Here is a 12,135-nt window from a genome sequence, read left to right as displayed (position 1 = left end):
CGGAGCCTTGAGGTCCGGTCCTCGGACGGGCCCGGACCTCGGACAGGTCCGGCCCTCGGACGGGCCCGGACCTCGGATCGGATCTAGTCCTCGAAGGTGGCGGCCAGTGCCTCGGCCAGGCCCGGCACCAGGTCGGCGCCGGTGAGGACCTCGGTCGACGAGTCCTTCTCGCGCAGCCGGACGGCCGACTCGCGAGCGCCGTCGCGCAGCACGGCCACCGTCATCCGGACCTCCTGGCGGTCCGGGTGCTTGGCGACCCACGCGGCGAGCTGCTTGTCCTTCATGCCGTGGGGCACGGACGCCTCGGCCGACGGCGGCAGCATCAGCCGCTCCACGGTCAGGGCGCACCCGACCACGGCGTCGGGCCAGGCGATGGTGCCCAGGAACTTGTCGAGGGCGGTGCCCGGGGGCAGCTCCTCCTGTTCCACGGGCGTGTAGGAGGCGCTGGCCGCCGCCTCGTCGTCGAGGCCGAGCTGGGCGGCCAGGCCGGGCTCCTGGGCTCGCAGCCGGGCCGTGTCGACCAGGGCGAACAGGCGCGCGGGCTGATCCCAGCCCAGGGTGGAGGCGTACTCGTCGATCTCGAGCACGGCACGGGTGAGCGGGCTGGCCGCCATGGGGACGCTGGGCTCCTGGGAGCCGGGAAGGTTCGAACCGGTATTGCTGGACATGGTCAATATCGTGCCCTGACCGAGCCCGAAAACGGGAACCGAGTAAAGCGTCGGTAAGTTGCCACAGTGGGTCCTACTATCGCGTGGGCCTGATCGACAGCTCGTTCCACAAGATCCATAAGCTTCACAGCGGCTCGGTCGAGCTCGATCACCAGCTTCATCGACAGCGAACTTCGAGGTGCGCACCTTGGCTTTCCAGATGCCGGACCGCGGCGGAGGCCCGTCCGGGCCACGGATCAGAGTCGGCCGACCGTCCCGGCGTGTCCGGACCCTGCTGATGACCCTGGGCGTGCTGGCGGTGCTGGCCATGCTCTTCGTCATGTTCGCCGGGTTCTGGACCGACTGGCTCTGGTACCGCTCGGTCGACTACTCCTCCGTTTTCACCACCACCCTCGGCACCAAGATCGGCCTGTTCGCCGTCTTCGGCGTGCTGATGGCCCTGGCGGTGGGAACGAACATCTGGCTGGCGCACCGGCTGCGGCCGCCGCTGAGCGCGATGTCCATGGAGCAGCAGAGCCTCGACCGCTACCGGATGAGCATCGCCCCCTACAAGAAGTGGGTGCTGCTGGCGGTCACGTCGCTGGTGGGCCTGGTCGCGGGCGCGTCCGCCGCCGGCCAGTGGCGCACCTGGCTCCAGTGGGTCAACGGAGTGTCCTTCGGACAGCGGGACCCGCAGTTCCACAAGGACATCTCCTTCTACACCTTCGACCTGCCCTGGTACCGCTTCCTGCTGAGCTTCGGCTTCGCGGCGGCGGTCCTGTCGCTGATCGCCGCCGCCCTGGTGCACTACCTCTACGGCGGCCTGCGGCTCACCAGCCCGGGCGGCCGGGCCACGGCGGCGGCCACCGGGCACCTGTCCGTGCTGCTCGGCGTCTTCGTGACGCTGAAGGCCGTCGCCTACTGGCTGGACCGCTACGGGCTCGCCGTGAAGTCCAGCGGCCTGAAGTCCACCGAGGGCTGGACCGGGCTGCGCTATGTGGACGCCAACGCCTATCTCCCGGCCAAGACGATCCTGTTCATCATCGCGCTGATCTGCGCCGTGCTGTTCTTCGCGACGCTCTGGCGGCGCACCTGGCAGCTGCCGGTGATCGGCTTCGGTCTGATGGTGCTGTCGGCGGTGCTGATCGGCGGGCTCTACCCGGCGATCGTGCAGAAGTTCCAGGTCCAGCCGAACGAGCAGGCCAAGGAAGCGCCGTACATCAAGAAGAACATCACCGCGACCCGTGAGGCCTACGGCATCGACGGGTCCGAGGTGACGGACTACGTGGGCAAGAGCGACCTGAAGGGCAAGAGCCAGCAGGACAAGGAGCGGCTGCGCGCCGCCGCGGACTCCACCGCGAGCATCCGCCTGCTCGACCCGAACATCGTCTCGCCCACCTTCCAGCAGCTCCAGCAGGTGAAGGGCTACTACCAGTTCCCCTCCACGCTGGACGTCGACCGCTACAAGGTCGACGGCAAGGAGCAGGACACGGTCATCGGTCTGCGCGAGCTGAACATCAACGGCATCCCCGAGCGCAACTGGATCAACGACCACTTCAAGTACACCCACGGCTACGGCGCCATCACGGCCAAGGGCACCACCGCCGTCGGCGAGGGCGACCCCGCCTTCACCGAGCGGGACCTGCCCACCAAGGGCGCGCTCGGAAAGTACGAGCAGCGGGTGTACTACGGCGAGAAGACCACCCAGTACTCCATCGTGGGCGGCCCTCAGAAGGAGCTGGACTACTCCGGCGACAAGGGCGAGAAGAGCTACAGCTACGAGGGCAGGAGCGGCGTCAGCCTCGCCAATCCGGTCAACCGGGCCGCTTACGCGGTGGCGTTCGGCGAGCCGCAGATCCTCTATTCGGGCGCCATCGGCGACGGCTCGCGGATTCTGTACAACCGCACCCCGAAGGAGCGCGTCGAATCCGTCGCCCCGTGGCTGACGATCGACGGCGACGCCTATCCGGCGGTGGTCGACGGCCGTATTCAGTGGATCGTCGACGCGTACACCACGACCAACGGCTATCCCTATGCCTCGCGCACCACGCTCGGCGACACCACGGCCGATTCCCTGACCACCGGTCAGCGCGCGGTGGTGGCCCAGCAGAACCAGGTCAACTACATCCGCAACTCCGTCAAGGCGACCGTGGACGCCTACGACGGCACGGTGAAGCTGTACCAGTGGGACACCAAGGACCCGGTGCTCAAGACCTGGATGAAGGCCTTCCCCGGCACGGTGAAGGCGAAGAGCGAGATCAGCGCCGGTCTGCTGGACCACCTGCGCTACCCGCAGGACCTCTTCAAGGTGCAGCGCGAACTGCTGACCCGCTATCACGTCACCAATCCCGGCACGTTCTACACCGGCAGTGAGCGCTGGCAGGTCCCGGACGACCCGACCAACAAGTCGGGCAACGCGGTCCCGCCGTACTACCTGAGCATGCGGATGCCGGGCCAGCCGGCGCCGGCCTTCTCGCTGACGACGACGTTCACCCCGAAGGCCCGGGAGAACCTGGGCGCCTTCATGGCCGTCGACGCCGATGCCAAGAGCTCCGGTTACGGAAAGATCAGAATTCTGAAGCTGCCGTCGGAGACCACGACCTCGGGTCCCCAGCAGGTGCAGAGCAAGTTCAACGGCGACCCCGAGATCGCCAATAAGATCAATATTCTGAAGCGCGGCGATTCCGAGATCGAGTACGGAAACCTGCTGACCGTGCCGCTGGACGACGGCCTGCTCTATGTGGAGCCGGTCTATGTGCGCGGCGCGGGCTCCAACTTCCCGCGCCTGAAGAAGGTGTTGGTCACCTACGGCGACAAGACGGCCTTCGAGGACGACCTCGGCAAGGCCCTCGACGCCGTGTTCGAGGTGAAGAGCCCCGCGCCCGGCAGCACCCCGCCGCCCACCACCGGCACCACGCCCCCGGTCAGTGAGAACCCGACGGTCAAGCAGGCCGTGAAGGATGCTCAGGACGCCTTCGACGCCGGGCAGAAGGCCCTGGAGAACAAGGACTGGGCCGCCTACGGCAAGGCCCAGCAGGACCTCAAGGCCGCCCTCGACCGGATCGCCAAGGCCGAGGCCGCGGCGCCCGCCGGGGCCAAGCCCGGCAGCTGACCGCCCCGCCCCCGCGTCGTCGTGGTACGGTTGTGCCACAACGACGCGGGGTGGAGCAGCTCGGTAGCTCGCTGGGCTCATAACCCAGAGGTCGCAGGTTCAAATCCTGTCCCCGCTACTCAAAGACAAGGCCCGGAGTTCTCGGACTCCGGGCCTTGTTCGTGTACCGGGCCGCCGGGACGGCCGCCCGAGTGCCGTGCGCGAGGCCGCTGTCGGCTGTCCGGGTGGTCTGTGCGGGTTGTGTGCGGGGCTTTTGATTAGAGTTTGGGGCACCGCCGTGTCGGGAAGTCGGGAAGTCGACAAAACGCTGAAGTGACCTCACTGACTGCGGTATTCGTGGTGTACGCAGGTTGCGGGAGTGCGACGATGGGACTTATGGGGGACAAGGCGAGGCTGTTGGAAACACGTCGGCTTGTAGAGGCTCCCGGGGACGGGAGCCACCGGGATGATCAGCACCCGTCGTCGTCCGGCCCGGGGGGGCCGGTGAGGGCCAGCGAGGCGCGGGAGGGTGCCGAGCCCTCCTGTGCCACCGAGGCGGCCGACCTGGAGCTGGAGACGGCCCGCCGCCGCGCCGCCGAGTCCGGGGACCCCGCATCCCTGAGCATGCTCGGCGCCCTGCTGCTGCGCCGCGGCGACCTCGACGGCGCCGAGCGCCATCTGCGCGCCGCCACCGCCGAGGGCGACCGCTCCGCCGCCAACAACCTCGGCGTCCTGCTGCACCAGCGCGGCTACGCCGACGAGGCCGCGAGCTGGTGGCGCGTCGCCGCCGTCGCGGGCTCCGCCGCGGCCGCCCACGCCCTGGGCCGCTACCACCGCGAGCGCGGCGACGAGCCCGCCGCCGAGTACTGGCTGCGCCAGTCCGCCGAGTCCGGGCACGCCCTGGGCGCGTACGCCCTCGCCGACCTGCTGGAGCACCGCAGCGACGTGGGCGCGGAGCGCTGGTTCCGCTCCGCCGCCGAGCGCGGCCACCGCGAGGCCGCCTACCGGCTGGCGCGGATACTCGACGGCCGGGCGCCGCGAGCCGCCCAGGAGCCGGCGAACGGCCTCGCCGCCGGCCTCGGCCCGCCCACCGGCACCCGCCACGTGGGCGCCGGCGGCGGGGACACCTCCGTACGCGAGCTGCGCGCCGCGGCCGCGGGCGGCCGCCGCCAGGACGGCCCCGCCGGCGAGGCCGAGCAGTGGTACCGGCAGGCCGCCGCCCGCGGCCACCGCCGTGCCGCCCTCCACCTGGGCACCCTGCTGGAGGGGCGCGGCGAGACCCAGGAGGCCGCGCGCTGGTACCTGACCTCCGCCAAGGACGGCGAGCCGCGCGCCGCCTGCGCCCTGGGCTTCCTGCTGCGCGACGCCGGGGACAGCGACAGCGCCGCCGTCTGGTGGCGCCGCGCGGCCCAGGAGGGCGACGGCAACGCCGCCAACGCCCTGGGCGCCCTCCACGCCGACCGGGGCGAGTCCCAGCAGGCCGAGCGCTGGTACCGCGCGGCACTGGACGCGGGTGACATCAACGGCGCGTACAACCTCGGCCTGCTCTGCGCCGAGCAGGGCCGCAACGCCCAGGCCGAGCAGTGGTACCGCCGCGCCGCCTACGCCGGGCACAAGGAGGCCGCCAACGCGCTGGCCGTCCTGCTGCTCCAGAACGGCGACGCGGCCGGCGCCGAGCCGTGGTTCTCCAAGGCCGCCGAGGCCGGCAGCGTGGACGCCGCCTTCAACCTGGGCATCCTCTACACCGGCCGGGACGAGGAGGACCTGGCCTTCCAGTGGTACGAGCGCGCCGCGGCCGCCGGCCACACGGACGCGGCGCTCCAGGTCGCCATGGCCCTGCTGCGCGACGGCGGCGCCGAGGACACCTACGAGGCCGAGCGCCATCTGCGGATCGCCGTCAGGGGCGGCAACGCCGAGGCGGCCTTCCGGCTGGGCGCCCTGCTCGACCGCGACGAGGAGACCCGTGGCGAGTGCGAGGAGTGGTACGAGCGCGCCGCCCGGCAGGGCCACCGGCGGGCCCAGGTGCGCCTGGGCATGCTGGTCGCCGAGCGGGGCGACGTGGCCGCGGCCGCCCACTGGTACCGGGCGGCCGCCCAGGCGGGCAGCCGCAACGGCGCCTTCAACCTGGGGCTGCTGCTGGCCCGTGAGGGCAGCGAGCAGGAGGCCGCGCTGTGGTGGGCCCGGGCCGCCGAGGCCGGGCACGGCCGGGCCGCGCTGCGGCTCGCGCTGCTCGCGGCGCGGCGCGGCGATCTGGCCGAGGGGCGGCTGTGGTGCGCGCAGGCGGTCGAGCTGGGTCCGGCGGAGGTCGCCGAGCGCGCGGCCCGGCTGCGGGACGCGCTCCAGCAGGAACTCAGTGCGTAGGCGGGGGCCCGGTGGCCGCACCGCGAGGTAAGCGGCCTCGTAAGGGCGTTTGCATCGGCGGTCACGAACGGGTTAGAGTAAGTGCACCGACGCGGGGTGGAGCAGCTCGGTAGCTCGCTGGGCTCATAACCCAGAGGTCGCAGGTTCAAATCCTGTCCCCGCTACTGAATACGAAAGGCCCGGATCCTTGGATCCGGGCCTTTCGTCATGCCGTGGCGCAGTTCGGGCAGACGCCGCGGTAGGTCACCTCGACGGCGGAGACCTGGAAGCCGAAGCGCTCCTCGGTCGGGAGGTCGGCCAGCAGGTCGCCGGCGGGGTGGACGTCGCGGATCGTGCCGCACCGGGAGCACACCAGGTGCTGGTGGGCGTGGTGCGCGTTGGGGTCGTAGCGCTTGGCGCGGCCGTCCGTGCTCACCTCGAGGACCTCGCCCAGGGAGACCAGCTCGCCGAGCGTGTTGTACACCGTGGCGCGCGAGATCTCCGGCAGCAGATCGGCGGCCTTGGCGTGCACCTCGTCGGCGGTGTAGTGCACGTGGTCCCCGTCGAGCACTTCGGCGACGACCCGTCGCTGCGCGGTCAGCCGCCAGCCGCGGCCCCGGAGTCGTTCCAGCAGGTCACTCATGCCATTCACCTATCAGTCAGATAGGACCAGCGTAGCAGCGAGCCTTGTCCACCACTGGATCCCATATTTGTGTTGTTCGCATCTTGACTTAGACAAAGTCCAATGTAGGATCGATCTCGGCTCAGGCCAAGGGACAGACGATTCTGACGACGGAGGCGTAAGTGTCGACGAACGGCGAGGCGGCAACGGCGACGGGCCCGCTGACCACGGAGTCCGGTGCTCCGGTCGCGGACAACCAGAACAGCGAGAGCGCGGGTGCCGGCGGCCCCATGCTGATCCAGGACCAGCTGCTGCTGGAGAAGCTCGCGCACTTCAACCGCGAGCGGATCCCGGAGCGCGTCGTGCACGCCCGTGGCGCCGGTGCCTACGGCACCTTCACCGTCACCGCCGACGTCACGCGCTGGACCCGGGCGAAGTTCCTCTCCGAGGTGGGCAAGCAGACCGAGACCTTCCTGCGGTTCTCGACGGTCGCCGGCAACCTCGGCGCGGCGGACGCGGTCCGCGACCCCCGGGGCTTCGCGCTGAAGTTCTACACCGAAGAGGGCAACTACGACCTCGTCGGCAACAACACCCCGGTGTTCTTCATCAAGGACGCCATCAAGTTCCCCGACTTCATCCACACCCAGAAGCGCGACCCGTACACCGGCTCGCAGGAGGCGGACAACGTCTGGGACTTCTGGGGTCTGTCGCCCGAGTCCACCCACCAGGTGACCTGGCTCTTCGGCGACCGCGGCATCCCCGCCTCGTACCGCCACATGAACGGCTACGGCTCGCACACCTACCAGTGGAACAACGAGGCCGGCGAGGTCTTCTGGGTCAAGTACCACTTCAAGACCGACCAGGGCATCAAGAACCTCACCCAGGACGAGGCCAACCGGCTCGCGGGCGAGGACCCCGACAGCCACCAGCGCGATCTGCGCGAGTCCATCGAGCGCGGCGACTTCCCGAGCTGGACCGTCCAGGTGCAGATCATGCCGGCGGACGAGGCGGCGAACTACCGCTTCAACCCGTTCGATCTGACCAAGGTCTGGCCGCACGAGGACTACCCGCCGATCGAGATCGGCAAGCTGGAGCTCAACCGCAACCCCGAGAACATCTTCGCCGAGGTCGAGCAGTCGATCTTCTCGCCGGCGCACTTCGTGCCGGGCATCGGCCCGTCCCCCGACAAGATGCTCCAGGGCCGGCTCTTCGCCTACGGCGACGCCCACCGCTACCGCGTCGGCATCAACGCCGACCACCTGCCGGTGAACCGCCCGCACGCCACCGAGGCGCGCACCCACTCCCGTGACGGCTTCCTCTACGACGGCCGCCACAAGGGCGCGAAGAACTACGAGCCGAACAGCTTCGGCGGCCCCTTCCAGACGGACCGGCCGCTGTGGCAGCCGGTGACCGTCGCGGGGGACACCGGGAACCACGCCGCTCCCTCGCACGCCCAGGACAACGACTTCGTCCAGGCGGGCAACCTCTACCGCCTGATGTCCGAGGCCGAGAAGGAGCGCCTGATCGCCAACCTCGCCGGCTTCATCGCCAAGGTGTCGCGCGACGACATCGCCGAGCGCGCGATCAACAACTTCCGCCAGGCGGACCCCGACTACGGCAAGCGGTTGGAGGCCGCCGTCCAGGCCCTGCGCGGCTGACGACCCTGGACGCTTGCCGTACAAACCGAAGAGGCCGGACGCCAAGGGGCTCCGGCCTCTTCGGCCTGTCCGCCCCCCGGCCCGTTCGGCCCGCTCGCGGCGTCCTCCGCCTCCGCTCAGGCGGAGACCGCCGCCTGAGCGCGCCGGCGCGCGGGCAGCCAGCAGCGGATGATGTCGCGCACCGAGACCACGCCCACCGCCTCGCTGCGGTCGAGGACGATCAGGTGCCGGAACTCGCCGCGCGCCATCGCGGCCGCGGCCTCCTCCAGCGTCCACTCGGGGGTCGCGAAGACGACGTCGGTGGTGGTGTGGCCGTGGGCGGTCTCGCGGTCGGGGTCCTGGCCCGCCCCGACCGCGTCGAGTATGTCGCGCTCGGTGAGGATCCCGAGGCCATAGGTGTCGGGGTCGAGGACGACCGCCGCGCCCACCCGGCGGGCGGACATCAGACGGGCGGCCTCGCGAAGGGTGTGCGCGGGGCCGATGGTGAGGACCATCGTGCTCATGGCGTCGCGGACGAGCATGGCCGTGGCCACCTCCTTGGTGGGCTGCGAACGCGTTCCCGGAACCGTGAACTCCAGCAGGAAACACCGGACTTCACAAGTTCACAAACCGGGGAGGCTGTCATCGTCACACACCGTCAAGAGTGCTAACAAGGCCCGGACGGGGATGATTTTTGCCAGATTTTTACGACTGCCTTGTGGGTTTAAGACGGTCCGGAGCGCTTACCGCCGCAGGTAATTCAGCATCTCGTCGTGGAGCAGCCCGTTCGACGCCGCCGCGTTGCCGCTGTGCGGCCCCGGACGCCCGTCCAGGCCCGTGAAGCGGCCGCCCGCCTCCTCGACGATGACGACGTTCGCCGCCATGTCCCACAGCGACAGCTCCGGCTCGGCACAGATGTCCACCGAACCCTCGGCGACCATCATGTAGGGCCAGAAGTCGCCGTAGCCCCGCGTCCGCCAGCAGGCGCGCGTCAGCTCCAGGAAGCCCGGCAGCATCCCGCGCTCCTCCCAGCCGCTCAGCGAGGAGTAGGCGAACGAGGCGTCCTCCATCCGGCCCACCCGGGAGACCTGGAGCCGCTGGGCCGAGGTCAGGCTGCGCCCGGTGTAGGCGCCGGAACCCTTCGCCGCCCACCAGCGGCGGCCCAGGGCCGGAGCCGACACCAGCCCCACGACCGGCTCGTAACCGATCTCGCCCTGATACTCCGTCTGCACCATCAGGGAGATCAGCGTCGCCCAGACCGGCACTCCGCGCACATAGTTCTTGGTGCCGTCGATCGGGTCGATCACCCAGCGGCGCGGGCCCGTGCCCTCGCTGCCGAACTCCTCGCCCATCACCGCGTCACGCGGCCGGGCGCGATGGAGCTGGCCCCGGATCAGCTCCTCGGCGGCCTTGTCCGCCTCGCTCACCGGGGTCATGTCCGGTTTGGTCTCGACCTTGAGGTCGAGGGCCTTGAACCGGTCCATGGTGGCCGCGTCGGCGGCGTCCGCCAGGACATGGGCCAGACGCAGATCATCGTGGTAATCGGACATGCCACGCACACTACCCGTGGCCACGGCCGGGGCGTGCGCGGCACGACTTGTGAAGGCTCTTGACACCGTCTGGCGGCGCGTCAATTCTGTGCCCTGGCCATCCACAGTCGTGCGGCCGTACGGCCGGGGAGGCGACGATGCCCGCGGCACGAGAGCTCTTGCTGGACGCGGCCTTCACGGCGCTCGTCACCCGGCCCTGGCACGGGGTCCGGATGGTCGACGTCGCGGCCGCCGCCGGGGTCTCCCGGCAGACCCTCTACAACGAATTCGGCAGCAAGGACGGCCTCGCGCGCGCCCTGGTGCGCCGGGAGGCCGAGACGTTCCTCGCCGGGGTGGAGCACGCCCTCGCCGCCGTGCCGGACACCGCCGACGCCGGGGACCGCTGCGCCGCCGCGGCCCTGTGGACGCTCCGGACGGCACGGGCGAACCCCTTCGTCCGCGCCGCGCTCACCGGCTGCCGGGGCGACCGGCTGCCGCCCGCCGCCGCGCCCTCCGTACCGGCGCCCCGCGCCGGGCGCGAGGCGCGCCCGCCCAGGGGCACGCTCTCACCGGGCGCCCTGGTCGGACGGATCCGCGACAGCGTGGCCGGTGCCGTGGGCGCCGACGCGCCCGGCCTGCCCCCCGACGCCGTCCTGCGCGCCTGCGAGGCGGCGGTCCGGCTGACCCTCTCGTACGTCGTCGCCCCCGGCGCCCCCTCGGACGAGGAGGTCGCGGCGGAGGTCGCCGGGCTGGTCCGGGCGCTGCTGACCCGAGGGTGAGCGCGGGACGGGCTCAATGGGACGGGCTCAATGGGACGAGCCGGACAGCTGGAGCCCGATCACCCCGACGATCACCAGGGAGATGGAGACGATCTTGAGGGTGGAGACCAGGTCGTCCAGGAAGACCATGCCGTAGATCGCCGTCCCGGCCGCGCCGATGCCCGTCCACACCGCGTACGCCGGGCCCACGTCCAGCTTCTTCAACGAGAGCGTCAACAGGCCGAAGCTGCCGAGGGCGAAGGACGCGAACGCGATCGTGGGCCACAGCCGGGTGAACCCGTGCGAGAGCTTGAGACACACGGCGAAGCCGGTTTCCAGGATTCCGGCGACGACGACCAGCAGCCACGCCATGATTGCCTCCCGTTCCGCGGACCGCCCCGTGCGCACCGGTGCTGTGGATGTCCTTGCATGCCCTTGCCGCTGGAGGTCACTCGCAAACGTGGGCGATCGCGGACGCGGTCGGCGGACGGCGGGTCAGTCGCCCTCGCGGCGCTCCCGGGTCGCCAGCAGCCGCCGCAGGGAGTACAGGCGCTGGGGGTCGGCGTGGCCGTCGGCCACCCACTGGTCCAGCGCGCAGTCCTGTTCGTCGTGGCTGCACGCGCGGGGGCAGCCCTCGGTGCCGGGCTCCAGGTCCGGGAAGGCGTGGATGACCCGCGCCGGGTCCACGTGGTTCAGCCCGAAGGACCGTACGCCCGGGGTGTCGATCACCCAGCCGGAGCCGTCGGGCAGCGGCAGGGCCAGCGCCGAGGTGGTGGTGTGCCGGCCCCGGCCGGTGACCCGGTTGACGTGGCCGGTGGCCCGCTGCCGGTCCGGTACGAGTGCGTTGACCAGCGTCGTCTTGCCGACGCCGGAGTGCCCGACGAACGCGGTGACGCGCCCCGTGAGCCGCTCGCGGACCCGGTCGGCGGCGTCCCCGTTCGCCAGCTCCTCGCGGTTGGTCACCACATAGGGCATGCCCAGCGAGCCGTAGGACTCCATCAGGGTCTCGGCGGACGCCAGGTCCGACTTGGTGAGCACCAGCAGCGGCTCCAGCCCGGCGTCGTACGCCGCGACCAGGCAGCGGTCGATCAGCCGCGGGCGCGGCTCGGGGTTGGCCAGGGCGGTGACGATCGCCAGCTGGTCGGCGTTGGCGACGACCACCCGCTCGTAGGGGTCGTCGTCGTCGGCCGTCCGGCGCAGCACGGAGCTGCGCTCCTCGACGCGGACGATCCGGGCGAGGGTGTCCTTGGCGCCGCTGAGGTCGCCGACGACCGCGACGCGGTCGCCGACGACGGCGCTCTTGCGGCCCAGCTCGCGGGCCTTCATCGCGACGATGGTCCGGTCCTCGACGAGGACGGTCAGCCGACCGCGGTCGACCGTGAGGACGAGGCCCTCGGCGGCGTCCTCGTGCTTGGGCCGGATGCTGGTGCGAGGGCGGTTGCCCTTGCGGTTGGGGCGGACGCGGACGTCGTCCTCGTCGGTGTGCTTCCCGTAGCGGCGCATGGTGCTTC

The 12,135-nt window shown here is 70.9% G+C and carries 10 protein-coding genes and 2 tRNA genes; 6 read left to right on the top strand and 6 right to left on the bottom strand.

Features of this window, described 5'->3' with window-relative positions; all coding sequences use genetic code 11:
- Nucleotides 1-83: 83 nt before the first annotated feature.
- A complete protein-coding gene (locus tag IE096_RS12715) occupies nucleotides 84-668 on the bottom strand; it encodes a PPA1309 family protein (RefSeq protein WP_229820130.1) in 585 nt (194 codons plus the stop codon).
- A 199-nt stretch (nucleotides 669-867) separates the two neighbouring features.
- Between IE096_RS12715 and IE096_RS12710 the strand changes: the two genes are divergently transcribed.
- The 4 genes from IE096_RS12710 (at nucleotide 868) to IE096_RS12695 (ending at nucleotide 6,263) form a co-directional block, all read left to right on the top strand.
- Nucleotides 868-3,759: a UPF0182 family membrane protein gene (locus tag IE096_RS12710; protein ID WP_189451774.1), complete on the top strand. Its 2,892-nt coding sequence runs from the start codon at nucleotides 868-870 to the stop codon at nucleotides 3,757-3,759.
- A 44-nt stretch (nucleotides 3,760-3,803) separates the two neighbouring features.
- Nucleotides 3,804-3,877 (top strand) — tRNA-Met (locus IE096_RS12705).
- 248 nt (nucleotides 3,878-4,125) lie between these two features.
- Nucleotides 4,126-6,099, top strand: a complete 1,974-nt coding sequence (locus tag IE096_RS12700) for a tetratricopeptide repeat protein (RefSeq protein ID WP_189451530.1) — start codon at nucleotides 4,126-4,128, stop codon at nucleotides 6,097-6,099.
- A 90-nt stretch (nucleotides 6,100-6,189) separates the two neighbouring features.
- A tRNA-Met gene (locus IE096_RS12695) sits at nucleotides 6,190-6,263 on the top strand.
- A 41-nt stretch (nucleotides 6,264-6,304) separates the two neighbouring features.
- Here the strand turns inward: IE096_RS12695 and IE096_RS12690 are convergent.
- Nucleotides 6,305-6,721 (bottom strand): Fur family transcriptional regulator, encoded by a 417-nt coding sequence (locus IE096_RS12690; RefSeq protein ID WP_189451529.1) that lies wholly within the window; start codon nucleotides 6,719-6,721, stop codon nucleotides 6,305-6,307.
- A gap of 161 nt (nucleotides 6,722-6,882) precedes the next feature.
- Here IE096_RS12690 and IE096_RS12685 point away from each other — a divergent pair, with 161 nt between their 5' ends.
- Nucleotides 6,883-8,358 carry a catalase gene (locus IE096_RS12685; protein ID WP_189451528.1) on the top strand — a complete coding sequence of 492 codons (1,476 nt, stop codon included), beginning with the start codon at nucleotides 6,883-6,885 and terminating at the stop codon, nucleotides 8,356-8,358.
- Between the two features lie 116 nt (nucleotides 8,359-8,474).
- Here IE096_RS12685 and IE096_RS12680 read toward each other — a convergent pair whose 3' ends face one another.
- The gene (locus IE096_RS12680; protein WP_189451527.1) at nucleotides 8,475-8,879 is read right to left on the bottom strand and encodes a CBS domain-containing protein; all 405 of its coding nucleotides are present in this window, start codon (nucleotides 8,877-8,879) and stop codon (nucleotides 8,475-8,477) included.
- A 201-nt stretch (nucleotides 8,880-9,080) separates the two neighbouring features.
- Nucleotides 9,081-9,887 carry a histidinol-phosphatase gene (hisN, locus tag IE096_RS12675; protein WP_189451526.1) on the bottom strand — a complete coding sequence of 269 codons (807 nt, stop codon included), beginning with the start codon at nucleotides 9,885-9,887 and terminating at the stop codon, nucleotides 9,081-9,083.
- A 137-nt stretch (nucleotides 9,888-10,024) separates the two neighbouring features.
- Here hisN and IE096_RS12670 point away from each other — a divergent pair, with 137 nt between their 5' ends.
- A complete protein-coding gene (locus IE096_RS12670) occupies nucleotides 10,025-10,645 on the top strand; it encodes a TetR/AcrR family transcriptional regulator (protein ID WP_189451525.1) in 621 nt (206 codons plus the stop codon).
- 27 nt (nucleotides 10,646-10,672) lie between these two features.
- Here the strand turns inward: IE096_RS12670 and IE096_RS12665 are convergent, their stop codons facing one another.
- Complete coding sequence (locus IE096_RS12665) at nucleotides 10,673-10,996, bottom strand: DMT family transporter (protein ID WP_126915949.1); 324 nt, start codon at nucleotides 10,994-10,996, stop codon at nucleotides 10,673-10,675.
- A gap of 123 nt (nucleotides 10,997-11,119) precedes the next feature.
- Nucleotides 11,120-12,127 carry a ribosome small subunit-dependent GTPase A gene (gene rsgA / locus IE096_RS12660; RefSeq protein ID WP_189451524.1) on the bottom strand — a complete coding sequence of 336 codons (1,008 nt, stop codon included), beginning with the start codon at nucleotides 12,125-12,127 and terminating at the stop codon, nucleotides 11,120-11,122.
- Nucleotides 12,128-12,135: the final 8 nt, after the last annotated feature.

Source organism: Streptomyces abikoensis, assembly GCF_014648775.1.
GTDB classification, from domain to species: Bacteria; Actinomycetota; Actinomycetes; order Streptomycetales; family Streptomycetaceae; genus Streptomyces; species Streptomyces abikoensis.
Note: the sequence above shows the minus strand (reverse complement) of the source record. Positions and strands in the feature narration are given on the sequence as shown.